Source organism: Ramlibacter tataouinensis, assembly GCF_027941915.1.
GTDB lineage: Bacteria > Pseudomonadota > Gammaproteobacteria > Burkholderiales > Burkholderiaceae_C > Ramlibacter > Ramlibacter tataouinensis_C.
Map to the genome: position 1 here is coordinate 2,764,545 of NZ_CP116009.1, position 23,839 is coordinate 2,788,383.

Here is a 23,839-nt window from a genome sequence, read left to right on the forward strand (position 1 = left end):
AAGTCGATCAGGAAAGGGGAAGGTCGAGCACGCCCGCGGCGGCCGGCAGCGCCAGCATGTGCCCGTACCAGGCGTCCAGCCGCGGCCGCTCGCGCCAGGCCAGCGGGAGCCCGCGCCAGCGGTGCATCTCGCAGGCGACGGGCAGGTCGGCCACGGTGAGGCGGTCACCCGCCATGAAGCGCCGGTCGGCAAGGTGCGACTCGAGCAGGTCCCACAGCGGCTCGGTGGCGGCGACCGAAGTATCGGCCAACGCCTGGTTCCGGGCGGCCGGGGCGATCCGGATCAGCTGCACGAAGGCATCGCGGCCGGCCGGGTTGAGGGTGGTCTGCTGCCAGTCCATCCAGCGCTCGGCGTCGAAGCGCGCGCGCAGGTCGTGCGGATACAGGTCCTCGCGGCCGTAACGTGCCGCGAGGTAACGCACGATCACATTGGATTCCCAGAGCTCGTAGCCGTCGTCGTCGAGGAGCGGCACCAGCGCGTTCGGGTTGCGCGCCAGGTACCCGGGCGTGCGCACCACGCCGAAGGCGTCGCCGGCCTCCAGGCGCTCGAACGGCAGCTCCAGCAGCTGCAGCGCGAGGACCACCTTGCGCACGTTGATGGAGGACAGCCGCCCCCACAGCCGGATCATGGCCGCGGTCCCGTCGCGCGGATGGCGCGCGCCAGTGCCGCGATGCCGGTGTCGATCTGCGCGGCCGTCGCGGTGACGAACGACAGCCGCAGGGTGCGCTGCGCCGCGGCGTCGTCCTGTGCGTCGGCGTAGAAGGCGGCGCCCGGGACGAAGGCCACGCCGGCGTCCACCGCGCGGGGCAGCAGCTCGAGTGCGGAGTGGCCGCGCGGCAGGCGCGCCCACAGGAACATGCCGCCGTCGGGGCTGTTCCACTGCACGTCCAGCCCGTGCATCTCGCGCGACAGCGCGGCCAGCATGGCGTCGCGCTGCGAGCGGTAGAGGGCGCGGATGCGTGGCAGGTGCCGCTCGAGGAAGTCGCCTTCGAGGACGCGCGCCGCCATGCGCTGGTTGAAGCCGGGGCTGTGCAGGTCGGCGGCCTGCTTGGCCTGCAGCAGCTTGGGGTACAGCGCCGGCGGCGCCACCAGGAAGCCCAGGCGCAGCCCGGGCGCCAGCACCTTGGAGAAGGAGCCGAGGTACAGGCTGCCGTCGGGAAGGCGCGCCGACAGCGGCAGCGGCGGCGGCTGGTCGAACCAGAGGTCGCCGTAGGGGTTGTCTTCGACGATCGGCAGGCGCAGTTCGGCGGCGAGCTCGGCCAGCGCCGCCCGGCGCGCTTCGCCCATCGTGCGGCCGGTCGGGTTCTGGAAATTGGGCAGCAGGTACAGGAAGCGGGCGCCTGCCGCCTTGGCGCGCAGGTCGTCCAGGTTCAGGCCGCCGTCGTCGCTGCGCACGCCGACGACCTGCGGCTCCATCGGCGTGAACGCCTGCAGCGCGCCCAGGTAGGTCGGCGTCTCGACCAGCACGCGCGAGCCGGCGTCCAGCAGCACCTTGGCCACCAGGTCCAGGCCCTGCTGGGAGCCGGTGGTGATCAGCACCTGGTCGGGGTCGACCGGCCAGGGCAGCAGGGCGGCGACCCGCTCGCGCAGCGCCGGAAAACCTTCGCTGGCGGCGTACTGCAGCGCGGCCGCGCCGTCCTGCTGCAGCACCTGGGCGCTGGCGGCGGCGAACTCGGCGACCGGGAAGGTGGCCGGCGCGGGCAGGCCGCCGGCGAAGCTGATGATGCCGGGGCGCTCGGTGACCTTCAGGATCTCGCGGATCACCGAAGGGTTCATGCGGGCGGCGCGCCGCGCCAGCACCCAGGGGGAGGGCAGGTCGTTCGGGTTCATGCAGGCTCCTGGACGTAGCGGGGTTGCACCGGCATCTTGCGGCCGATGAAGACGGTGGCGATCACGGCCAGGGCGAAGCCCAGCGTGGTGGCGTCGATCGCCTCGCCGAGCAGGGGCACGGCGAACAGCATGCTGAGGAACGGCTGCACCAGTTGCACCTGGCTCACCCGCACGGTGCCGCCCAGCGCCAGGCCGCGGTACCAGGCGAAGAAGCCCAGCCACATGGAAAACACGCCGACGTAGGCGAACGCCCACCAGGCCGAGGCCGGCAGCGTCGCCTGCGGCCGGGTGAGCAGCGCCGCCGGCAGCGTGATCGGCAGCGCGATCACCAGCGCCCAGCAGATCACGTGCTCGGCGCGCATGCGCTGCGACAGGCGCGCGCCGTAGCCGTAGCCGACGGCGGCGCAGGCCATGCCGGCCAGCAGCAGCAGGTCGGCCGGGTGCAGTGCGGTGCCTCCGCTGCGCAGCAGCGCGAAGCCGACCACCAGCGCGCTGCCCAGCGCGGCGCAGGCCCAGAAGCCGGCGCTGGGCCGCTGACGGTGCAGCCAGGCGCCCACCGCCGCGGTCGCCAGCGGCAGCACGCCCACGATCACGCTGGCATGCACGGCCTCGACGTAGCGCATGGCCACCGACGTGAGCAGCGGAAACCCGAACACCACGCCGGCCGAGGTGATGGCCAGCGGCAGCCAGTCGCCGCGCTGCGGCAGTGGCGCCCGGCTGGCCAGCAGGAAGACTGCGGACAGGGCGGTTGCGACCACCGCGCGGCCGAGCGCGATGAACACGCCCGACATCTGCGGCGCATCGGGCGTGCCGACGGCCAGCCGGGTCATGGGCAGCGTGAGCGCGAAGACCGCCACGCCGATGAAGCCCAGCCAGAGACCACGGATCTCCTGCGGCTTCACTGGACGACCCTCTGCACTGCGTGCTCCGGTAGGGGCGCCTGGGAGCGGGTCGGCGCGCTCATGGGCGCGCTCCGGTGCGGCAGCGGCGGGAGGGGCTTGCTTGCGATTGCATGAGGGCCAATGTAAGCTTGGCGACCAGTACACCATCCATACAGTTGGCCGGTTCAGATGCAGTTCTGTATCGACCCGCCGGGCAATACACGAAAGCGCCGATGCTGACCCGATCGTCCTCGCAATCGCTGACCGAGCAGCTGTCCGGCCGCTTCGCCCAGCGCATCCGCGACCGGCTGCTGGCGCCGGGCGCGCGCCTGCCCTCGGTGCGGCAGTGCGCGCAGCAGCAGGGCGTGAGTCCCTCGACCGTGGTGGCCGCCTACGACCAGCTGCTGGCGCAAGGGCTGGTCGAGGCCCGCAAGAACCGCGGCTTCTTCGTTCGCGAGCTGGCCCGGCGCGAGCCGGCCGCCGTGCGGCCGGGTGCCGGCAGCCGGGCGGGCGCCACCGACGCAGCGCCGCGGCCGTCGCCGGTCGATGCCACGGCGCTGATCCGCGGCATGTTCCAGGGCTTCGACGGCAAGCCCCAGCCCGGGATGGGCGCGTTTCCGCCGCAATGGCTCGAATCGGCCTTCATGCCGGCGGCGGTGCGCAAGGTGACCGGCGCCCGGGCGCTGCAGGCGGTCTCGCTGCAGTATGGCGAGCCGATGGGCGACAGCGCGCTGCGGCTGGCGCTGTCGCGCAAGCTGGCCGCGATGAACGTGCACGCCGGCCCGGACCACATCATCACCACGGTCGGCGCGACCCACGCGCTGGACATCGTCAGCCGCGCGTTGCTGCGCGCGGGCGACCCGGTGATGGTCGAAGAGCCGGGCTGGGCCGTGGAGTTCGCCCGCCTGACGGCGCTGGGCATGCGGCTGCTGCCGGTGCCGCGCCGCGCCGACGGGCCGGACTTGGATGTCATGGCGCGCTATTGCGAAGTGCACCGGCCCAAGCTGTACGTCAGCGTCAGCGTGCTGCACAACCCGACCGGCTACTGCCTGTCGCCCGGCAGCGCGCACCGGCTGCTGCAACTGGCCCAGCGCCACGACTTCCATGTGGTCGAGGACGACACCTACAGCCACATCGCACCCGAGCACGCCACCCGGCTGTGTGCGCTGGACGGGCTGCAGCGCACCATCCATGTCAGCGGCTTTGCCAAGATCCTGGCGCCCAACTGGCGCGTCGGCTTCCTGGCGGCCAACCCGGCGCTGATCGAGCGGCTGCTGGACACCAAGCTGCTGTCGACGCTGACCACGCCGGCCCTGCTGGAGCGTGCGCTGGCGCTGTGCATCGAGCAGGGCCAGTTGCGCCGGCATGCCGAGCGCATCCGCACCCGGCTGGATGCGGCGCGCAGCCGCAGCGTGAAGCTGGCGCTGAACGCCGGCTGCCGCTTTGCCGCCGAGCCGGCCGGGCTGTTCGGCTGGGTCGAGACCGGCGTGGATACCGACGCGCTGGCCCAGCGCATGCTGGACGAGGGCTATCTGCTGGCGCCCGGCGCCCTGTTCCATGCCGAGCGCAAGCCCAGCACGCTGATGCGCATCAACTTCGCGACCACGCAGGACGCCGCGTTCTGGCGGAAGTACGCCGAGCTGGTGCGGCGGATGTGACGCCTCGGCGTCAGAGCATCTCGTCCGGCGCGAACGGCGCCAGCAGATTGACCAGCCCGCGCAGCCGCAGCGAGGCCTCGGGCTCCTGCGTCGCATCCCCGAACGCGGCGCCGGGCGGTGCCCGCCACGCCAGGCCGCCCTCGCCATCGAGTTCGACCCGGTAGGTCCCTTCGGCGAAGGATCGCTCGATCAGCCCGGCCGCGAGATCGGCCAGCTTGCGGCTGCGGATCAGCAGGGCCACTTCGCTGTTCTGCTTGTGCGAGCGCAGGTCCAGGTTCATGGAACCGATGACCGACAGCCGCCGGTCGATGACCACCGCCTTGGAATGCAGGCTGGCGCGGGTGGCGCCGCTCTTCGAGCCGCCGGCGGCGCTGCCCAGGCCGGCGCCGCTGTGGCTGCGGCCGCCGTGCAGCGCGGCCGACTGCGAGTCGGCACGCATCTCGTGCAATTCCACCCCCATGCGCAGCAGGCCGCGCCGGTAGCGGCGGTAGCCGGCATGGGCCGCGGGCGCATCGTTGGAGGCCAGCGAATTGGTCAGCACGCGGACGGCGACGCCGCGGGCCCGGGCCTGCCGGAACACCTCCATCATCTGTGGCCCGGGCACGAAGTACGGCGAGATGATCAGCAGCTCGCTGCGGGCCTGCTGCATGAGCTGCAGCAGGCCGTCCACCACGGTGTCGCCGGCCCCGGCCTCGTCGTCGCCGGGGCCGATCTTGCCGGGCTCGTCCACCAGCAGGGTGGACGGCGCCCAGACCAGCGGCGCCCGCCGCAGGTCCATCGCGGGACGCTGGGCCCAGGCCTTGGCGGCCGGTGCCCCGTCGGGGAGCACGGTCGAGGGCCGGCCGTCGGCGACTGCCGCGGCTGACTTCGCCGCGGCCGCGGGCGCTGCCTCCGGGGCCTCCTGCGCGGAAGCGGCGCCGCTCCCAGGCGCGCCGCTGGCCCGGCCCGCCTCGCGCAGCCGGTCCAGGTCCTTCCGGGACAGCAGAGCCTGTACCGGATAGGCGAGTTGGTCGTTCCAGAAGCGGTCGAAGCTGGCCGACATCGGCTTGACGATGGCGCCGGCGGCCATCACGTCCAGGTCGACGAAGGCGCTCTCGCCGTCGCCGCCGAAGTAGGCGTCGCCCAGGTTGCGACCGCCCGTGATGCCCCAGGCGTTGTCGGCGATGAACAGCTTGTTGTGCATGCGCTTCTGGATGCGCTGCACGTCCGGCAGGGAGCCGAGCACGCGGGTGAGCAGCGACCGGCGCGAGCCGACCAGCGGGTTGAACAGCCGGATCTCGACGCCCGGCTCGAAGGCCAGCCGCAGCACCTGGGCGTCCTCGCCGACCGAGTTGAAGTCGTCCAGCAGGATGCGCACCCGCACGCCGCGCCGTGCCGCCGCGCGGATCCGCTCCAGCAGCACGGCGGTGCTGGTGTCCGCATGGATGGCGTAGTACTGCAGGTCCAGGCTGCGCTCGGCGCCCTCGACCAGCGCCAGGCGGCTGGTGAAGGCCGTCTCCACGCTGTCCAGCAGCAGGAAGCCGGAGCCGGCGCGCGTGCCTGCCGCTGTCCGCCGCTCCAGCGCCAGGCGGCCCAGCGCGGTCTGCTCGGGGGTGGTGAAGGCGTGCGAGGGCGGGCGTTCGACGTGGCTGGGCAGGCTGGCGCAGCCGGTGGTCCAGCCGAGCAGCAACAGGCAGGTCAACAGCTGCAGCAGCCAGTCCGGCGCCGCCCTGCGCGGGGCGCGCACCAGGGGTCCGGAGTTGCTGGCCATATGCCGGGCCACTTTAGATGCGGCGCCGTGCGTGCGGGGCGCGCCGCAGGTCAGCCGTGGCCCCCAGTTGGCGCCAGTGGCGCCCTACAGCTCGCCCAAGGCTTCCCAGCGCTCCAGCGCGGCCATCAGCTCGTCTTCGATCTCGGAGCTGCGGGTGGCCAGTTGGGCTGCGCGCGCGGCTTCGCGTGCATAGAGGCTGCCGTCGGCGAGCTCGGCCGTGATGGCCGCCTGCTCCTGCTCCAGTGCATCGATGCGGCCGGGCAGGGCTTCCAGCTCGCGCTGTTCCTTGTAGCTGAGCTTGCGGCGCGCCTGGGGTGCCGGTGCTGGAGCCGGAGCAGCCGCCGGCGGCTCGCGCGTGGTTCCGACCGTCGCTGCCGGCATCGGCGCGAGGGACCGGCTGCGCTGGGACTGGGCCAGCCAATCCTGCACGCCGCCTTCGTACTCGCGCCAGCGGCCGTCGCCTTCGTGCGCGACGATGCTGGTGACCACGTTGTCAAGGAACGTCCTGTCATGGCTGACCAGGAACACGGTGCCGTCGTACTCCTGCAGCAGGTCTTCCAGCAGCTCCAGCGTATCGATGTCCAGGTCGTTGGTGGGCTCGTCCAGCACCAGCACGTTGGCCGGCCGCGCGAACAGGCGGGCCAGCAACAGCCGGTTGCGCTCGCCGCCCGACAGCGAACGCACCGGCGACGCCGCGCGGGCCGGGGGAAACAGAAAATCGCCCAGGTAGCTCTTGACGTGCTTGCGCTGGCGGCCGATCTCGACCCATTCGCTGCCGGGGCTGATGAAATCCTCCAGCGTGGCGTCGAGGTCGAGCGCCTCCCGCATCTGGTCAAAGTAGGCGACCTGCAGGTTGGCGCCCTGGCGCAGCTTGCCGCTGTCTGCTGCCAGCTCGCCGAGGATGAGCTTGAGCAGGGTCGTCTTGCCGGACCCGTTGGGGCCGACCAGCCCGACCTTGTCGCCGCGCAGGATCGTCGCGGAAAAGTCGCGCACCACGGCCTTGCCGTCGAACGCCTTGTGCACGTTCTCGAGCTCGGCGACCAGCTTGCCGCTGGAGGCGCCGGTCGCAACCTCCATCCGCACCTGGCCCACGGCTTCGCGCCGGGCCGCACGCTGCTCGCGAAGCATGTGGAGGCGATTGATGCGGCCCTGGGCGCGGGTGCGGCGCGCCTCGACGCCCTTGCGGATCCAGACTTCTTCCTGCGCCAGCAGCTTGTCGGCCTTGGCGCTGCCCACTGCCTCCTGCGCGAGCTGCTCTTCCTTGAGGGTTCGGTAGCGGCTGAAGTTGCCGGGCCAGGAATGGAGACGGCCGCGGTCCAGTTCGACGATGCGGGTGGCGATGCGGTCGAGAAAGGCGCGGTCGTGGGTGATGGTCACCACGCTGCCTTTGAAATCCAGCAGCAAGCCCTCGAGCCATTCGATGGCGTCCAGGTCCAGGTGGTTGGTGGGTTCGTCCAGCAGCAGCACGTCGGGGCGAGTGACCAGTGCCTGAGCCAGCGCGACCCGCTTGCGTACCCCGCCCGACAGCGTGCCGATGCGCGCCGCCGCATCCAGATGCAGGCGATGCAGCGTTTCATTGACGCGTTGTTCCCAGTTCCAGCCGTCTCCCGCCTCGATGCGTGCCTGCAGGCGGTCGAGGTCGCCGTCGCCCTGCGTGTACTGCCCGATGAGCTCCAGCACATCGCGGAGTCCCAGGCGGACCACGTCGAACACCGTGGACTGATCGTCGAGCACAGGCTCCTGGGCCACATAGGCAACGCGCAGCCCTTGCTGGAGTTGCAAGCTGCCGTCATCGGGGCGCTCCAGTCCGGCCAGGATCTTCAGCAGCGATGACTTGCCGGCGCCGTTGCGACCGATGAGCCCGACCCGCTCGCCGGCTTCAAGTGCGAACTGCGCATGATCGAGCAGGGGCAGATGGCCGAAAGCCAGCTGCGCGTCCAAAAGGGTGAGGAGTGCCATGACGCGGGCGATTATGGGCAGTGCCCCGCACACGAGAGCGCCTGAATGCGTGGCGGGGTGAATGCATGGCGCGGACGCCGCGAGACTTGAAGGGAACGACAAGCGGAGCAGATCGCCGCGCCACGGCCTCTTCCTTGGATCTCGCCACGTCAGGCTCTTCCTTGTACCGTGGGTGTTCAAAGTCGAGCGTCTTGCCGTGCTCGGCCACGCGTCCCCTTGTGGCAACCAGGTAAGAAAGTGCATCCGCGTTGTCGCGTTTCCTTTTCAACGTGCTATAGTCACGGGCTCCGCTGATGAGGGGGTGCCCAGAGGGCGCCAGACTTCGGCAGCGGGGGCAGAAGAAGAAAAAGAGCCAAGTTGGTTGACCGGCGTGAATAAACCGGTATAGAATCAAAGGCTCTGCTGATGACGAGGCATCAGGCGGCCCTAGCGGGCCAACGGATGCGGCGGAATCGGTAGAAACCCTGGAGGCTGGCGGAAAACGTGCCATAATCAAGGGCTTCGCCGAAAGCGATTCGCCAAAGCTTCACCACGAAGCGGCAGGCGAAAAGAAGACGGCAGGAGTTTGACAGAGCTTCGAAAAATCTGTTAGAATTCAAGGCTTCGCTGATCGCAGCGAGTCAGGCAAAGCAGGGCGATGAGCCGGTGGCGCCGCAAGGTTCGTTAACAACATACAGCCGATAAGCGTGGGCGTTTGATGGCGATTGCCAAGTTCTTCGGAACAATTAAACGCTCACTGAAGAGAAGTGAAGTTCACTTCGATTCCTTTTGAGCGGCCCCGCGAGGGGCAACAAATCAAGATCGAACTGTAGAGTTTGATCCTGGCTCAGATTGAACGCTGGCGGAATGCTTTACACATGCAAGTCGAACGGCAGCACGGGGGCAACCCTGGTGGCGAGTGGCGAACGGGTGAGTAATACATCGGAACGTGCCCAGTCGTGGGGGATAACTACGCGAAAGCGTAGCTAATACCGCATACGATCTCTGGATGAAAGCGGGGGACCGCAAGGCCTCGCGCGATTGGAGCGGCCGATGGCAGATTAGGTAGTTGGTGGGGTAAAGGCTCACCAAGCCTGCGATCTGTAGCTGGTCTGAGAGGACGACCAGCCACACTGGGACTGAGACACGGCCCAGACTCCTACGGGAGGCAGCAGTGGGGAATTTTGGACAATGGGCGAAAGCCTGATCCAGCCATTCCGCGTGCAGGATGAAGGCCCTCGGGTTGTAAACTGCTTTTGTACGGAACGAAACGCGCTGTGCTAATACCACGGCGTAATGACGGTACCGTAAGAATAAGCACCGGCTAACTACGTGCCAGCAGCCGCGGTAATACGTAGGGTGCAAGCGTTAATCGGAATTACTGGGCGTAAAGCGTGCGCAGGCGGTGATGTAAGACGGATGTGAAATCCCCGGGCTCAACCTGGGAACTGCATTTGTGACTGCATCGCTGGAGTGCGGCAGAGGGGGATGGAATTCCGCGTGTAGCAGTGAAATGCGTAGATATGCGGAGGAACACCGATGGCGAAGGCAATCCCCTGGGCCTGCACTGACGCTCATGCACGAAAGCGTGGGGAGCAAACAGGATTAGATACCCTGGTAGTCCACGCCCTAAACGATGTCAACTGGTTGTTGGTCCTTTACTGGATCAGTAACGAAGCTAACGCGTGAAGTTGACCGCCTGGGGAGTACGGCCGCAAGGTTGAAACTCAAAGGAATTGACGGGGACCCGCACAAGCGGTGGATGATGTGGTTTAATTCGATGCAACGCGAAAAACCTTACCCACCTTTGACATGTACGGAATCCTGCAGAGATGCGGGAGTGCTCGAAAGAGAGCCGTAACACAGGTGCTGCATGGCTGTCGTCAGCTCGTGTCGTGAGATGTTGGGTTAAGTCCCGCAACGAGCGCAACCCTTGCCATTAGTTGCTACGAAAGGGCACTCTAATGGGACTGCCGGTGACAAACCGGAGGAAGGTGGGGATGACGTCAAGTCCTCATGGCCCTTATAGGTGGGGCTACACACGTCATACAATGGCTGGTACAGAGGGTTGCCAACCCGCGAGGGGGAGCCAATCCCATAAAGCCAGTCGTAGTCCGGATCGCAGTCTGCAACTCGACTGCGTGAAGTCGGAATCGCTAGTAATCGCGGATCAGAATGTCGCGGTGAATACGTTCCCGGGTCTTGTACACACCGCCCGTCACACCATGGGAGCGGGTTCTGCCAGAAGTAGTTAGCCTAACCGCAAGGAGGGCGATTACCACGGCAGGGTTCGTGACTGGGGTGAAGTCGTAACAAGGTAGCCGTATCGGAAGGTGCGGCTGGATCACCTCCTTTCTGGAAAACCGCAATCCAAATCAAATGCCCACACTTATCGGTTGTTGGAAGGTTGTCGCCACCGACCGGGTCTGACCTGAGTTGACTAGCGACCGGCTTGGGTCTGTAGCTCAGTTGGTTAGAGCACCGTCTTGATAAGGCGGGGGTCGTTGGTTCGAGACCAACCAGACCCACCATCCCTTCTCTAATCCTGGGGGGATTAGCTCAGCTGGGAGAGCACCTGCTTTGCAAGCAGGGGGTCGTCGGTTCGATCCCGTCATCCTCCACCATTCATCAGTCAACACCAAAGCGGCTTTTCACGAGGCTGCTTTGTTGTTGAATCCGGCATTGTCTGGAATCAATCGGCTGTTCTTTAACAATTCATAGAGTCGAATCAGCGTTGTTCGCGGAAACTGCTTCATGGCAGACCGTGCCGCGGACAACAATTTTGATTGCGTCAACTGAACTTCACTTCGAAGCAATTCGAATGAAGACGGCATAACGCGCCAGGTGAAAGACCTGGCCATTCCTTGATTGACTTTGCTTCTCGTGAGAGGCGTCAAAGTTATAGGGTCAAGTGAATAAGAGCATGTGGTGGATGCCTTGGCGATGATAGGCGACGAAGGACGTGATAGCCTGCGATAAGCTTCGGGGAGCTGGCAAATTAGCTTTGATCCGGAGATTTCCGAATGGGGAAACCTACCCTTATGGGTATCGCATGATGAATACATAGTCATGCGAGGCGAACCGGGTGAACTGAAACATCTCAGTAGCTCGAGGAAAAGACATCAACCGAGATTCCGAGAGTAGTGGCGAGCGAAATCGGAACAGCCTGCTAGTGATAGCGCAGAACTTAGCGGAACGGCTTGGAAAGGCCGGCTACAGAGGGTGATAGCCCCGTACGCGAAAAGATCTGTGTGGTACTGAGCTAGCGAAAAGTAGGGCGGGACACGTGTAATCCTGTCTGAACATGGGGGGACCATCCTCCAAGGCTAAATACTCATCATCGACCGATAGTGAACTAGTACCGTGAGGGAAAGGCGAAAAGAACCCCGGGAGGGGAGTGAAATAGATCCTGAAACCGCATGCTTACAAAAAGTCGGAGCCCGCAAGGGTGACGGCGTACCTTTTGTATAATGGGTCAGCGACTTACATTCAGTGGCAAGGTTAACCGAATAGGGAAGCCGCAGGGAAACCGAGTCCGAACAGGGCGTCCAGTCGCTGGGTGTAGACCCGAAACCAAGTGATCTATCCATGGCCAGGATGAAGGTGCCGTAACAGGTACTGGAGGTCCGAACCGACTAGTGTTGCAAAACTAGCGGATGAGCTGTGGATAGGGGTGAAAGGCTAAACAAACTTGGAAATAGCTGGTTCTCTCCGAAAACTATTTAGGTAGTGCCTCAAGTATTACCTTCGGGGGTAGAGCACTGTTTTGGCTAGGGGGTCATGGCGACTTACCAAACCAAGGCAAACTCCGAATACCGAAGAGTACAGCTTGGGAGACAGAGCACCGGGTGCTAACGTCCGGACTCAAGAGGGAAACAACCCAGACCGCCAGCTAAGGTCCCTAAAATTGGCTAAGTGGGAAACGAAGTGGGAAGGCTAAAACAGTCAGGATGTTGGCTTAGAAGCAGCCATCATTTAAAGAAAGCGTAATAGCTCACTGATCGAGTCGTCCTGCGCGGAAGATGTAACGGGGCTAAGCCAGTTACCGAAGCTGCGGATTTGCACGCAAGTGCAAGTGGTAGGAGAGCGTTCTGTAAGCCTGTGAAGGTGTCTCGAGAGGGATGCTGGAGGTATCAGAAGTGCGAATGCTGACATGAGTAGCGTTAAAGCGGGTGAAAAGCCCGCTCGCCGTAAGCGCAAGGTTTTCTACGCAACGTTCATCGGCGTAGAGTGAGTCGGCCCCTAAGGCGAGGCAGAGATGCGTAGCTGATGGGAAACAGGTCAATATTCCTGTACCGATGTGCAGTGCGATGTGGGGACGGAGAAGGTTAGCTCGGCCGGGTGTTGGATGTCCCGGTTCAAGCCTGTAGTCGTGCCTGGTAGGCAAATCCGCCAGGCTTAGATGAGGGGTGATAACGAGGCGGCTTGCCGCCGAAGCGAGTGATACCCTGCTTCCAGGAAAAGCCACTAAGCTCCAGCTGCACACGACCGTACCGCAAACCGACACTGGTGCGCGAGATGAGTATTCTAAGGCGCTTGAGAGAACTCGGGAGAAGGAACTCGGCAAATTGACACCGTAACTTCGGAAGAAGGTGTGCCCTTAGTAGGTGAAGTCCCTCGCGGATGGAGCCCAATGGGGTTGCAATAAATCGGTGGCTGCGACTGTTTAATAAAAACACAGCACTCTGCAAACACGAAAGTGGACGTATAGGGTGTGACGCCTGCCCGGTGCTGGAAGATTAAGTGATGGGGTGCAAGCTCTTGATCGAAGTCCCAGTAAACGGCGGCCGTAACTATAACGGTCCTAAGGTAGCGAAATTCCTTGTCGGGTAAGTTCCGACCTGCACGAATGGCGTAACGATGGCCACACTGTCTCCTCCCGAGACTCAGCGAAGTTGAAATGTTTGTGATGATGCAATCTCCCCGCGGAAAGACGGAAAGACCCCATGAACCTTTACTGTAGCTTTGTATTGGACTTTGAACGGATCTGTGTAGGATAGGTGGGAGGCTTTGAAGTGCGGTCGCTAGATCGCATGGAGCCAACGTTGAAATACCACCCTGGTGCGTTTGAGGTTCTAACCTAGGCCCGTTATCCGGGTCGGGGACAGTGCATGGTAGGCAGTTTGACTGGGGCGGTCTCCTCCCAAAGCGTAACGGAGGAGTTCGAAGGTACGCTAGTTACGGTCGGACATCGTGACGATAGTGCAATGGCATAAGCGTGCTTAACTGCGAGACTGACAAGTCGAGCAGATGCGAAAGCAGGACATAGTGATCCGGTGGTTCTGTATGGAAGGGCCATCGCTCAACGGATAAAAGGTACTCTGGGGATAACAGGCTGATACCGCCCAAGAGTTCATATCGACGGCGGTGTTTGGCACCTCGATGTCGGCTCATCTCATCCTGGGGCTGTAGCCGGTCCCAAGGGTATGGCTGTTCGCCATTTAAAGAGGTACGTGAGCTGGGTTTAAAACGTCGTGAGACAGTTTGGTCCCTATCTTCCGTGGGCGCTGCAGATTTGAGGAAGCCTGCTCCTAGTACGAGAGGACCGGAGTGGACGCACCTCTGGTGTATCGGTTGTCACGCCAGTGGCATTGCCGAGTAGCTAAGTGCGGAAGAGATAACCGCTGAAAGCATCTAAGCGGGAAACTCGTTCCAAGATGAGATCTGCCGGGGCCTTGAGCCCCTGAAGAGTCGTTCTAGACCAGGACGTTGATAGGCTGGGTGTGGAAGCGCAGCAATGCGTTAAGCTAACCAGTACTAATTGCTCGTGCGGCTTGACCCTATAACTTTGATCGCTCAGATCAGGGTTGTTGTGCCGAGTGACGCAATCCAAATAAGCTGATTGGCTCTATGAATTGGTTGTCTTGACCCGCTCAAGATGACGACAAGTTATGCCTGATGACCATAGCGAGGTGGTCCCACTCCTTCCCATCCCGAACAGGACAGTGAAACGCCTCTGCGCCGATGATAGTGCGGATTCCCGTGTGAAAGTAGGACATCGTCAGGCTATTACAGCAGCAAAGGCCCGGCAGATATGCCGGGCCTTTTGCTTTTCCGGCACTCTTCTCGATCAATGCGCAGTGGTAGCCTTGCCTGCTGATGCGCAGTCTCCACGGATGCGGTTATTGCCGAGTTGTTCGGCCATGACTCCATTGCTGAAGCACCAGCCTGGTCCGAAAAAGGCGATTGATCGGCCTCGGCGGCCGCTCAGCGGCAGACTCAAGCCTGCTTCGTCGAGCGCAGCTCCCGCCGCAGGATCTTGCCGACGTTGCTCTTGGGCAGTTCGTCGCGAAATTCGATGTGGCGCGGCAGCTTGTAGCCGGTGAGCTTCTGGCGGCAGTAGCTGGCGACATCCTCCTCGGTCAAGACCGGGTCGCTTCTCACTACGAACACCTTGATGGCTTCGCCCTGCTTGTCGTCCGCGACTCCAATGGCTGCGCACTCCAATACGCCAGGGCACAACGAGATCACGTTCTCCAGTTCGTTGGGGTACACGTTGAAGCCGCTGACCAGGATCATGTCTTTCTTGCGATCGATGATGCGGGTGTAGCCGCGATCGTCCATAGCGCCGATGTCGCCGGTCCGCATGAATCCGTCATCGGTAAACGCCATGCGAGTTTCTTCCGGCTGCAGGTAGTAGCCGGTCATCACGTTCGGCCCTTTGATGCAGATCTCGCCGGCCTCGCCCACTGCAAGACTACGGCCCGCGTCATCCTTGATCGCGATCTCGACACCGGGCAGCGGCAAGCCGATGGTGCCGGAGAACTCGCTGGCAGTGACCGGGTTGTTGGTCCCGATGGCGCAGGTTTCGCTCATCCCCCAGCCTTCGACCATCACGCAACCGGTGGCCTTCTGCCACGCACGGGCGGTGCCTTCCGAGGCCGCCATGCCACCGGCTTGCGACACGCATAATTGCGAGAAATCGATGCTGCGGAACTGGGGATGCTGCAGCAGCGCATTGAACAGCGTGTTGACCGCCGGCAGCAGGTGGAACGGCCGGCGCTTGAGCACCTCGATGAACTTGGGGATGTCGCGCGGGTTGGGAATCAGTGTGAGGTGGGCACCCCAGCGGATCGTCAACAGGCAGAGCGTGAGCGCGAAGATGTGATACAGCGGCAGCGCCGCGATGCAATTGGCGCGCCGGATGTCGCCTACCTTGCCCAGGGCCGGGGTGAACCAAGCCTCGGCTTGCAGGATGGCCGCCACGATGTTGCGATGGGTGAGTACCGCACCTTTCGACAAGCCGGTCGTACCGCCCGTGTACTGCAGGAAAGCCACGGAATCCAGCGCCTGCGGAGCCGGTCGCAACGGCATCGACGCGCCGGCCCGAACTGCGCGCGCGAACGGTGTGACCTTGCGGCCGCCGGACAGTGGAAGCCGGTAAGGCGGCACCATCTTGGCAACGTGCCGCACGGCAAACGTGATCCAGCGTCCATACCAGGAGCCCAGCAAGTCCCCCATGGACGCAACCACGACATGCTGCACCGAGGTGCTTTCGACCACTTCGGCCAATGTGTGCCCGAAGTTCTCCAGGATCACGATCGCCGTAGCGCCAGAGTCTTGCAACTGGTGCTGCAGTTCGCGCGCGGTATAGAGCGGGTTGACGTTGACGCAGGTGAACCCGGCCCGCAGGACCGCCGCCATCGCAACCGGAAACTGCGGAATGTTCGGCAGCATCAAGGCCACCCGTGCGCCGGGCTCGAGGCCCTGGGCTTGAAGCCAGGCACCGAGCGCGCTCGACCAGCGGTCCAGGTCGGCATAGGAGATCCAGCGCTCCATGCAGACCGCAAATGGGCGCGCGGCGTTTTTGCGGAAGGACTCCTCCAGCAATTGGCTCAGTGAGCCGTATTGCTCCGGATCGATCGTCTGGGGAACGCCCTCGGGGTAGCTGCGCAGCCAGTGTTTGGGCATCGTCGCCTCCTCGCGCGTGATTGTCGACAGCGCGCCGCAGGTCGCTACGGGGCTTGTCCTAGGATGCGCGCCAACGCCGACTCGCTTTCGGCCAGGTCCTGCTCAAACAAGAGCGTGAACAGCGCCTCCTCCCGCTGTCGGACCGTCGCCAGAAAATGCTCGACGGCGCCGCGCTGGCGGGCCATGCCGGCGAATGTGTCGAAGCCGGCTTCCAGAAAGTGCTGCAGCGCGCCCAGACCGGCGGCCGACGCCGGACCCCGCATCATGCGCAGCATGGTCCGCAGCCCCGGCGCGCGCGTGAGCCGCGCGAGCTCTTCCCCGAGCCGGATCACCGAATCGAGCTGATCGACCCTCTCCTGCCGGCGCCCCAGCTCGCGCCAGGCCGCTACGTACCGCCTGGCCGGTGGTTCCTGCGGGGCGCTGCGCAGCCAGAGTCGCGCCATCTGCAGGTCCAGATCCTCCGTCATGGCGTGCAACCGCGCCAGGGAGGCGGCGGTGTCGCTCACATGCGCTGGAAACAGCGTTTCAATGGCGCCGGCAATCCGGGCGAACTGCTCGTCGCGCCGTGCGTAATCCTTGTCGCCGTACAACTCCTCGAGGAAGAACGCGGCGGCAGGGGCATAGACGCCACCCTGCAGCAGGTCCGCGTAGGTGCCGGCGAAGCGGCTGGATTGCAGCCGCTTGACCTGTACCAGCGCCTCCTGCAACCGGTGGTCCCCGCCCGCCGACTGCCTCAGGCTCGTGACGGCGGCAACGGCATCGCGGATGCTGCGGGCGGCTTCCATTCAGGCCCGCAGTCTAACTAGGCGAAGTGCTCTACCGCCGCCGTGCGCCCGCTGCCATAGTGGTCGGATGCGCAGGAGAAGCTGGCTCAAGCTCGGAATCGGAGCAGCCGCGGTGCTGGCCATTGGCGGCGGCGCGGTCGCGCTGCTCGGGCCAGGCTGGCAGCGCGGCCGGCTGGCCCCCGCCGGCCGGACCGTCTTCACCCACGTCGGCCGTGCCTTGCTGGAGGGCAGCCTGCCGGCCAACCCGGCGGAACAAGCCGCGGCACTCGACGGCCTGCTCGATCGCGTGGACGCGCTGGTCGCGGCGCTGCCGCCCCACGCGCAGCAAGAGCTGTCGCAACTGCTGTCGCTGCTGGCCACTAGCGCCGGACGGCGCGCGCTCGCCGGCCTCGCGCAAGATTGGCCGGTGGCTCCCCTCGCCGGCATCCAGCAGGGGCTGCAATCGATGCGGATCTCGTCGCTGTCGCTGCGCCGGCAGGCCTACCAGGCGCTGCACGACATCACGGGCGCCGCCTATTTCTCCGATCGCGGCACCTGGCCGCAGCTCGGCTATCCCGGGCCGATGGACATCTGACGCCATGAGCCGCCTGCCTGATCCGATCCGTGAAGGCCTGGCGCGCGGCTGGCGCGTGGCCGGCGGCCCGCACGGCGCCGTGCCCGACCGGCTGGCGTGCGACGTCGCGATTGTCGGCTCCGGCGCCGGCGCAGGGATCAGCGCCGAGATCCTCACCAGGGCCGGACTGAAGGTGCTGCTGGTCGAGGAAGGCCCGCTGAAGACCAGCAGCGACTTTCGCCAGCTCGAATCCGAAGCCTACCCCTCGCTGTACCAGGAGAGCGCGGCGCGCAAGACCAGCGACAAGGCCATCACCATCCTGCAAGGCCGCTGCGTCGGCGGCTCCACCACGGTGAACTGGACCAGCTCGTTCCGCACGCCGGCGGCCACGCTGGATCACTGGCAGCGGCACTTCGGCCTGCAGAGATTCGGCAATGACGAGCTGGCGCCGTTCTTCGAGCAGGCCGAGCGGCGCCTGTCGATCGGTCCCTGGCTGCTGCCGCCCAACGAAAACAACGCTCTGCTGCGCCGCGGCGCGGCTCGCCTGGGCATCGCCACGGCGGCGATCCAGCGCAATGTCAAGGGCTGCTGGAACCTGGGCTCCTGCGGGTTGGGGTGTCCGACCAACGCCAAGCAGTCGATGCTGGTCACCACCATTCCCTGGGCGCTGGACCACGGTGCGCACCTGCTGGTGGAAACGCGCGCCGAGCGGCTCGAGTTGGCCAATGGCCGCGTCACGGCGCTGGTCTGTGTCCCCGCCTCGGGCGAAGGGCCGGCCACCCGTATCACCGCGCGCCACTACGTGCTGGCTGCCGGTGCCATCAACTCGCCGGCCGTCCTGCTTCGGTCGCAGGCACCCGACCCGCACGGACGTCTGGGCCAGCGCACCTTCCTGCACCCCGTGGTCCTGTCCGCGGCTCACTTCGACGGCAAGGTCGAAGGCTGGCGGGGGGCGCCGCAAACGCTCTACTCGGATCATTTCCTGGAGACGCAGCCGATCGACGGTCCGATCGGCTACAAGCTGGAAGCCCCGCCGGTCCACCCGGTGATCTTTGCCACCACGGTCACGGGCTACGGCCGCGAGCACGCGGATCTGATGCGGCAATTTCCGAACACGCACGTGCTGATTGCGCTGCTGCGCGACGGCTTCCACGAGCAGTCGCCGGGCGGCTCGGTGCGGCTGCGCGGCGACGGATCGCCGCAGCTGGACTACCCCTTGACGGACTTCGTCATGGAGGGCGCTCGCCGCGCCCTGCTGAGCATGATGGAGATCCAGTTCGCCGCTGGCGCGCGGCGGGTGCTGCCGGTGCACGAGCTCGCCCGGCCGTACCTGGACTGGAACGAGGCCCGTCGCGCCGTCGCGGCCCTGCCCATGAAACCGCTGCTCGCCAAGATCGTCAGCGCGCATGTGATGGGCGGCTGCGGCCTGGCCGGCGATCCGGCGCTGGGCGTGGTGCGGCCCGACGGCGTGCACTGGCAACTGCAGAACCTGTCGGTGCACGACGGTTCGCTGTTTCCCACCAGCGTCGGCGCCAACCCGCAGTTGTCGATCTACGGCATCGTCAACCGCCTGGCGCAGGACCTGGCCCGCCGGATGGGCGGCCGCGACGCGATACTCGCCTGATGCCTTCGAAGTCCAGCGTTGCGCTGCTCCAGCAAGCCACGACGCTGGGCTTGCTGGGAGCGGCCCTGGCCTGGCTGCTCCTGGTCTGGGACCACTCGCGGGCCGGGGCCGTCGCCGGCGCGCTGGCCCTGATGCTGGTCCACGCGGCTGTGCTGGGCGTCGAGTTCCTGCTGCTGCCGCTGGCCCGGCGCGGCGACCCGGCGCCGAGGGCCAGCTTGGCCCAACTGGCGGGCGCCTGGCTGCGCGAGGTGGGGGTCGCCAGCCGGGTGTTCGCATGGCGCCAGCCCTTCGCGTGGCGCAAGGAACCCGATCGATTGCAGGGGCGTCCCGGTGCCACCGGCATCCTTTTCGTGCATGGATTCCTGTGCAACCGCGGCTTCTGGACGCCCTGGCTGCGCGAGGCCCGATCGCGCGGACACGCCTTCATCGCAGTCAACCTCGAGCCGGCGTTCGGCTCCATTGACGACTACGGCAGGACCATCGACCAGGCGGTGGCCCGATTGCAGCAAGCCACCGGGCGGCCGCCGCTGCTGGTGTGCCACAGCATGGGCGGGCTGGCCGCGCGCGCCTGGCTGCGGACCAGCCGCAACGTGGATCGGGTGGCGCACGTGGTCACCATCGGCACACCTCACCACGGCACCTGGCTGGCCCGCTTCAGCCGCATGCCCAACGGGCGCCAGATGCGCATCGGCGGCGACTGGCTGCTGGCGATGGGCGCGTTGGACCCGCAGGCCGCGCGCCTCTTCACCTGCTGGTACACCAACTGCGACAACATCGTTCTTCCGCCGTCCACGGCGACCTTGCCGGGGGCCGACAACCGCTTGCTGGCGGGGGCCGCTCACGTCGACCTGGCTTTCCGGCCGGCCCTGATGCAGGAAGTGTTCGCGTTGGTCGGGCGCACCTGAAGGGCGGCTTGCCGGGTCGCCGGTGAAGCAAGTCACAGGAAGTGGCGGCGGTATTCACTGGTCTGCAGCCGGACGGCTCCTTAAGCTCGGCCCTCCAGAGGGAGGAGACCATGGATACGACGACGGGAGGGGAGGCGCTGCGCGCGCCCGATGCGAGGTGGGGCTCGCCGGCATTGCTGGACCTCGTGCTCGACGAGCTGGCGTACGGCGTCGCTGTCGCCACCGGCGAGGGCGAGCTGCTCCACGCCAACCACGCCGCCCGCCACGAGCTGGGCCGGCGACGCGCAATGGCATTGCACAACGGGCGTCTGCGTGTGCGCGTTCCGGAAGACGCCCGGGTGCTGCAGGAAGCCCTGGCCAAGGCGGTGGACGGCAAGCGCAGCCTGATCACGCTGGGCAGCGCCGAGGCCGGTCGGGTGAGCCTGGCCGTGGTGCCGGTGCGGCGCGATCCTGCGGCGGGGCAGGCCCACGCTGCCTTGCTGTTCTCGCGTCCGTCGGTCTGCGGATCGCTGATGCTGTTCTTCTTCGCCCGCAGCCATTCGCTGACCTCCACCGAGGAAAACGTGCTCGCCATCCTGTGCCAGGGCTACTCGGCTCCCGAGGTGGCCGAGCAGCTCCACGTGGCGGTATCGACGGTGCGCAGCCACGTGCGCAGCCTGTGCGCCAAGACGCGTTCGAGCGGCGTGCGCGAGCTGGTGAACCGGGTCGCGATGCTGCCGCCGGTCGCGCCGGCCTTGCTGTGCGAGGCGATGCACTGAGCCGCAAACCTCCCGTTGGCGGCGCCGGAGGGCTCTGCTAGAGTGCCGCCGCAGGGAGGCAGGCCCCGATGACCATGCTGGACCCGGCGGCGCGCGACCGCCTCTTCTCCTCGCTCACAGCCCCCATCCGGTCGCTTGCCCTGCGCGGCGTCGTCCGCAGCTATCGCAAGAACACCATCCTGGTGCAAGAGGGCGAGCGCGGCGATTCCACGTTCGTGCTGTTGCAAGGCAAGGCAAAGGTCTATTCCAACGACGCCGAAGGACGCGAAATCGTCTACAGCGTGGTCGGTCCGGGCGACTACTTCGCCGAGATGTGGCTGGACGGCGGTCCGCGCTGCGCTTCCGTGATGACTCTCGAGCCCTGCATTTGCGCCATCGTCGGCAGCGATGACTTTCGCGATCATTTCGCCCGCGATCCGGCCTTTGCACTGGAACTGGTGTCGCGCCTGATCCGCCGCGTGCGCGAAGCGACGCTGAAAGCGCGGGAACTGGCTTTGCTGGACGTCTACGGCCGGGTGGTGCGCGCGCTGGAGGCGCACGAGGGGCCGGCCGTGCCGGGCCGGCCGGTGGTGTTGTCGCCGATCACGCACCAGGCCATCGCCAGTCGCGTCGGCTCCTCGCGCGAGATGGTCAGCCGCCTGCTGAAGGACCTGGAGCGGGGCGGCTACCTGGAGCTCGGCGTCAAGCGCATCACGCTGCGACGCAAGCTGCCGGCCCGCTGGTAGCCTGCAGCCGACTCAGACGGCAGCAGGCAGCCGTGCGTTGCCGGTCGCGGCATCGCACTCCGCCAACTGCACCTTGTAGACGTGCACCGGGTCGCGCACGTGCCGCAGCCGGTGCATGCCGCAATCCACCACCCGCGCCGGGATGCCGTCGCCGAGCAGGGTGCGCAGGTCGGCGCTGATACAGATCTCGTCCGGCGTGGCCAGTTGCAGCAGGCGGTACGCCAGGTTGACGCCGCAACCATAGATGTCGTATTCGTCGGCGACGAACTGCGCGAAATGGGCCGCGATGCGCAGGTGCAGTTGGTCTTCCTGGCGCAATTCCGCGTTGGCCGCCGCGCAGGAGCGCTGCATGCCGAAAGCGGCCTGGATGGCTTGCAGGGGACCGCTGAACTCGATCAACAGCCCGTCGCCCGTGCTCTTGTGGATGCGGCCCGCGAACGCCGGCAGCACCTCTTCCCGGATCTCGCGCACGAACCGCTGCCAGCGCAGGATGTAGCCGCTTTCATCGACTTCCATCAGCCGGACCGACTCGACCACGTCGAGCACCAGGATGACCCCGGTCAGCTGGACGGTGTCGGGCGGGAGTGCGGGGCTCATGGCGCGGGCGGCGTGGCGACGGATGAGTTCGGATTGTCACTTTCGCGACCTCCGGCGCAATCCCGCACGTCCGCCTTCCGTCGGAGTGGCACGGTCCACCCCCGTCAGAAATGACAGGGGTGCTGACAAAAGCCGGGTTCAGCGGGGCGCTGTCAGCACGCCGCGCCGCATCTGGTCCAGCTCCATGGTCTCGAACAGCGCCTTGAAGTTGCCCTCCCCGAAGCCCTGGTTGCCCTTGCGCTGGATGAACTCGAAGAAGATCGGGCCCAGCTGGTTCTCGCTGAAGATCTGCAGCAGCAGCTCGCCGGGCTCGCCGTCGACCAGGATGTTGCGCTGCTTCAAGCCCTCCAGGTCCTCCTGCAGGTCGGGAATCCGCCGGGGCAGCAGCTCGTAGTAGGTCTCGCTGGTGGTCAGCAGCTTGACGCCGGCCAGCTGCAGCGCGTCCACCGTCTCGTAAAGATCGGTCGAACCCAGGGCGATGTGCTGGATGCCCTCGCCGCGGTACAGGTCCAGGTACTCCTGGATCTGGCCGGCCTTGTCGTTGCCTTCCTCGTTGATCGGGATGCGGATCTTGCCGCACGGGCTGGTCATGGCCTTGCTCTTGACGCCGGTCGCCTGGCCCTCGATGTCGAAGTAGCGGATCTCGCGGAAGTTGAACAGCCGCTCGTAGAACTCCGACCACTCGGCCATGCGCCCGCGGTGCACGTTGTGCGTCAGGTGGTCGATGTAGGTCAGGCCATGCCCGCGCGGGTCCAACGCTTCCTGCGCGCCGATGCCGGGCAGGGGCTCGAAGTCCACGTCGTAGAAGCCGATGTTGCCGATGTCGCCCTGGCGCGCGCCGTTCTTGCCGCGCCAGCGGTCCACCAGGTAGATCAGGCTGTCGCCGATGCCCTTGATGGCCGGGATGTTCAACTCGCCCGGGCCGGCCTGGCCGGCGTAGCCCCAGGCGCCGAGCGACACGGCGCGTTCGTACGCGGCCTTGGCGTCCTGCACCCGGAAGGCGATCGCGCAGATGCTGGGGCCGTGCTGGCGCGCGAAGCGCTGGGCGAAGGAGTCCGGTTCCGCATTGACGATGAAGTTGATGCCGCCCTGCCGGTACAGCACCACATTCTTGTGGCGGTGCCGGGCGATGGCGCGAAAACCCATGCGCTCGAACAGCTCGCCCATCGCCCCCGGATCGGGCGCGGCGTACTCGATGAACTCGAAGCCATCGGTCCCCATCGGGTTGTCCCAGCCGGGGGCGGCCTGGGTGGCTAGGGCGGGCAGTGCGGCATTCATGTGGGCAGCTTCCAAGGGATAACGGAGGCCGCCACTGTAGGTGCAGGGCACCTCAATATTCCGCCGATCCACGGCTCGAAATGACCGTAGTGAGCAGTAAAATTGCGTCATGGCCGATGTTGCCGCACTTGACAAGCTGGACAAGGCGATCCTGCGGGCCCTGCAGCGCAACGGCCGGGAGACCTACGACCTGATCGGCGAGCAGGTCGGCCTGTCGGCCAGCGCCGTGCTGCGCCGGGTCAAGCGGCTGGAGGAGGCCGGCGTGATCGAGCGCTACGTCGCCCTGGTGCGGCCGGAGGCCGTCGGGCTGGGCCTGACCGCGTACATCAATGTGCGGCTGGAAAAGCACACCGAGAGCCACAAGCGCAACCCGATGGACGTGTTCCGCGCCAGCGTGCAGGGCTGGCCCGAGGTGGTCGAGTGCGCCGCGCTGACCGGCGAGATGGACTTCCTGCTGCGGGTCGTGGTGCAGGACATGAGCCACTACAGCCGCTTCATCCTGGACACGCTGCTCAAGCACCCGAGCGTGCAGGACTGCAAGACCAGCTTCGTGCTCGACAGCGTCAAGGCGACCACCGCCATGCCGGTCTAGCGGGGCCGCCCCTGGCTGAGCCTTCCGTGCTAGGTAGAACTACCTGTCCGGCTC

The 23,839-nt window shown here is 65.9% G+C and carries 16 protein-coding genes, 2 tRNA genes and 3 rRNA genes; 12 read left to right on the plus strand and 9 right to left on the minus strand.

Features of this window, described 5'->3' with window-relative positions:
• Positions 1–7: 7 nt before the first annotated feature.
• From PE066_RS13120 to PE066_RS13130, 3 genes are read right to left on the minus strand one after another with little or no spacing between them, the layout of a single operon-like run.
• Positions 8–628, minus strand: a complete 621-nt coding sequence (locus PE066_RS13120; RefSeq protein WP_271232984.1) for a glutathione S-transferase family protein — start codon at positions 626–628, stop codon at positions 8–10.
• Positions 625–1,830, minus strand: coding sequence for an aminotransferase-like domain-containing protein (locus PE066_RS13125; RefSeq protein WP_271232985.1), 1,206 nt, complete (start codon positions 1,828–1,830; stop codon positions 625–627). The genes PE066_RS13120 and PE066_RS13125 overlap by 4 nt, the downstream gene beginning before the upstream one ends.
• Positions 1,827–2,732: a DMT family transporter gene (locus PE066_RS13130; protein ID WP_271232986.1), complete on the minus strand. Its 906-nt coding sequence runs from the start codon at positions 2,730–2,732 to the stop codon at positions 1,827–1,829. Before PE066_RS13130 ends, PE066_RS13125 begins: the two co-directional genes overlap by 4 nt.
• A 212-nt stretch (positions 2,733–2,944) precedes the next feature.
• On the opposite strand from PE066_RS13130, the gene PE066_RS13135 reads away from it, so the two are divergent.
• Complete coding sequence (locus PE066_RS13135) at positions 2,945–4,369, plus strand: aminotransferase-like domain-containing protein (RefSeq protein WP_271232987.1); 1,425 nt, start codon at positions 2,945–2,947, stop codon at positions 4,367–4,369.
• 10 nt (positions 4,370–4,379) lie between these two features.
• On the opposite strand, the gene PE066_RS13140 is transcribed toward PE066_RS13135, so the two are convergent.
• Complete coding sequence (locus PE066_RS13140; RefSeq protein WP_271232988.1) at positions 4,380–6,119, minus strand: phospholipase D family protein; 1,740 nt, start codon at positions 6,117–6,119, stop codon at positions 4,380–4,382.
• 84 nt (positions 6,120–6,203) lie between these two features.
• Positions 6,204–8,078, minus strand: coding sequence for an ATP-binding cassette domain-containing protein (locus tag PE066_RS13145; RefSeq protein ID WP_271236573.1), 1,875 nt, complete (start codon positions 8,076–8,078; stop codon positions 6,204–6,206).
• Positions 8,079–8,881: 803 nt separating this feature from the next.
• Here PE066_RS13145 and PE066_RS13150 point away from each other — a divergent pair.
• From PE066_RS13150 to rrf, 5 genes are all read left to right on the plus strand, one after another.
• Positions 8,882–10,412: ribosomal RNA gene (locus tag PE066_RS13150) — 16S ribosomal RNA — on the plus strand.
• A 99-nt stretch (positions 10,413–10,511) separates the two neighbouring features.
• Positions 10,512–10,588: transfer RNA gene (locus tag PE066_RS13155), tRNA-Ile, on the plus strand.
• Between the two features lie 17 nt (positions 10,589–10,605).
• Positions 10,606–10,681, plus strand: a tRNA-Ala gene (locus PE066_RS13160).
• Between the two features lie 281 nt (positions 10,682–10,962).
• Positions 10,963–13,839 (plus strand): 23S ribosomal RNA (locus tag PE066_RS13165).
• 112 nt (positions 13,840–13,951) lie between these two features.
• Positions 13,952–14,064 (plus strand): 5S ribosomal RNA (gene rrf / locus PE066_RS13170).
• The 16S, 23S and 5S rRNA genes sit together here with 2 tRNA genes alongside, the layout of an rRNA operon.
• A 212-nt stretch (positions 14,065–14,276) precedes the next feature.
• Here rrf and PE066_RS13175 read toward each other — a convergent pair.
• Both PE066_RS13175 and PE066_RS13180 read right to left on the minus strand, forming a co-directional pair.
• Positions 14,277–15,968: an AMP-binding protein gene (locus PE066_RS13175; protein ID WP_271232989.1), complete on the minus strand. Its 1,692-nt coding sequence runs from the start codon at positions 15,966–15,968 to the stop codon at positions 14,277–14,279.
• Between the two features lie 44 nt (positions 15,969–16,012).
• A complete protein-coding gene (locus tag PE066_RS13180) occupies positions 16,013–16,753 on the minus strand; it encodes an FFLEELY motif protein (protein WP_271232990.1) in 741 nt (246 codons plus the stop codon).
• 67 nt (positions 16,754–16,820) lie between these two features.
• On the opposite strand from PE066_RS13180, the gene PE066_RS13185 reads away from it, so the two are divergent.
• The 5 genes from PE066_RS13185 (at position 16,821) to PE066_RS13205 (ending at position 21,318) form a co-directional block, all read left to right on the plus strand.
• Entirely contained in the window at positions 16,821–17,327 is a 507-nt protein-coding gene (locus PE066_RS13185; protein ID WP_271232991.1) for a hypothetical protein, read from the plus strand.
• 4 nt (positions 17,328–17,331) lie between these two features.
• Positions 17,332–18,930: a GMC family oxidoreductase gene (locus PE066_RS13190; RefSeq protein WP_271232992.1), complete on the plus strand. Its 1,599-nt coding sequence runs from the start codon at positions 17,332–17,334 to the stop codon at positions 18,928–18,930.
• Positions 18,930–19,835: an esterase/lipase family protein gene (locus PE066_RS13195; protein ID WP_271232993.1), complete on the plus strand. Its 906-nt coding sequence runs from the start codon at positions 18,930–18,932 to the stop codon at positions 19,833–19,835. Before PE066_RS13190 ends, PE066_RS13195 begins: the two co-directional genes overlap by 1 nt.
• Before the next feature lie 110 nt (positions 19,836–19,945).
• Complete coding sequence (locus PE066_RS13200; protein ID WP_271232994.1) at positions 19,946–20,593, plus strand: helix-turn-helix transcriptional regulator; 648 nt, start codon at positions 19,946–19,948, stop codon at positions 20,591–20,593.
• 74 nt (positions 20,594–20,667) lie between these two features.
• A complete protein-coding gene (locus tag PE066_RS13205) occupies positions 20,668–21,318 on the plus strand; it encodes a Crp/Fnr family transcriptional regulator (protein ID WP_271232995.1) in 651 nt (216 codons plus the stop codon).
• Positions 21,319–21,330: 12 nt separating this feature from the next.
• Here the strand turns inward: PE066_RS13205 and PE066_RS13210 are convergent, their stop codons facing one another.
• Together PE066_RS13210 and hppD are read right to left on the minus strand one after the other, a co-directional pair.
• Positions 21,331–21,915, minus strand: a complete 585-nt coding sequence (locus PE066_RS13210) for an adenylate/guanylate cyclase domain-containing protein (RefSeq protein ID WP_271232996.1) — start codon at positions 21,913–21,915, stop codon at positions 21,331–21,333.
• Positions 21,916–22,053: 138 nt separating this feature from the next.
• Positions 22,054–23,193 carry a 4-hydroxyphenylpyruvate dioxygenase gene (hppD, locus tag PE066_RS13215; RefSeq protein WP_271232997.1) on the minus strand — a complete coding sequence of 380 codons (1,140 nt, stop codon included), beginning with the start codon at positions 23,191–23,193 and terminating at the stop codon, positions 22,054–22,056.
• Positions 23,194–23,302: 109 nt separating this feature from the next.
• Here hppD and PE066_RS13220 point away from each other — a divergent pair, with 109 nt between their 5' ends.
• Entirely contained in the window at positions 23,303–23,785 is a 483-nt protein-coding gene (locus PE066_RS13220) for an Lrp/AsnC family transcriptional regulator (protein WP_271232998.1), read from the plus strand.
• Positions 23,786–23,839: the final 54 nt, after the last annotated feature.

Excerpts from the sequence above, each read along its gene's own strand:
- PE066_RS13195 (WP_271232993.1), top strand. The coding sequence starts at position 18,930 with ATGCCTTCGAAGTCCAGCGTTGCGCTGCTCCAGCAAGCCACGACGCTG.
- PE066_RS13190 (WP_271232992.1), top strand. The coding sequence starts at position 17,332 with ATGAGCCGCCTGCCTGATCCGATCCGTGAAGGCCTGGCGCGCGGCTGG.
- PE066_RS13180 (WP_271232990.1), bottom strand. The coding sequence starts at position 16,753 with ATGGAAGCCGCCCGCAGCATCCGCGATGCCGTTGCCGCCGTCACGAGC.
- PE066_RS13210 (WP_271232996.1), bottom strand. The coding sequence starts at position 21,915 with ATGAGCCCCGCACTCCCGCCCGACACCGTCCAGCTGACCGGGGTCATC.
- PE066_RS13135 (WP_271232987.1), top strand. The coding sequence starts at position 2,945 with ATGCTGACCCGATCGTCCTCGCAATCGCTGACCGAGCAGCTGTCCGGC.
- PE066_RS13205 (WP_271232995.1), top strand. The coding sequence starts at position 20,668 with ATGCTGGACCCGGCGGCGCGCGACCGCCTCTTCTCCTCGCTCACAGCC.
- PE066_RS13185 (WP_271232991.1), top strand. The coding sequence starts at position 16,821 with ATGCGCAGGAGAAGCTGGCTCAAGCTCGGAATCGGAGCAGCCGCGGTG.
- PE066_RS13220 (WP_271232998.1), top strand. The coding sequence starts at position 23,303 with ATGGCCGATGTTGCCGCACTTGACAAGCTGGACAAGGCGATCCTGCGG.
- PE066_RS13175 (WP_271232989.1), bottom strand. The coding sequence starts at position 15,968 with ATGCCCAAACACTGGCTGCGCAGCTACCCCGAGGGCGTTCCCCAGACG.
- PE066_RS13200 (WP_271232994.1), top strand. The coding sequence starts at position 19,946 with ATGGATACGACGACGGGAGGGGAGGCGCTGCGCGCGCCCGATGCGAGG.
- PE066_RS13140 (WP_271232988.1), bottom strand. The coding sequence starts at position 6,119 with ATGGCCAGCAACTCCGGACCCCTGGTGCGCGCCCCGCGCAGGGCGGCG.
- PE066_RS13145 (WP_271236573.1), bottom strand. The coding sequence starts at position 8,078 with ATGGCACTCCTCACCCTTTTGGACGCGCAGCTGGCTTTCGGCCATCTG.
- hppD (WP_271232997.1), bottom strand. The coding sequence starts at position 23,193 with ATGAATGCCGCACTGCCCGCCCTAGCCACCCAGGCCGCCCCCGGCTGG.
- PE066_RS13125 (WP_271232985.1), bottom strand. The coding sequence starts at position 1,830 with ATGAACCCGAACGACCTGCCCTCCCCCTGGGTGCTGGCGCGGCGCGCC.
- PE066_RS13120 (WP_271232984.1), bottom strand. The coding sequence starts at position 628 with ATGATCCGGCTGTGGGGGCGGCTGTCCTCCATCAACGTGCGCAAGGTG.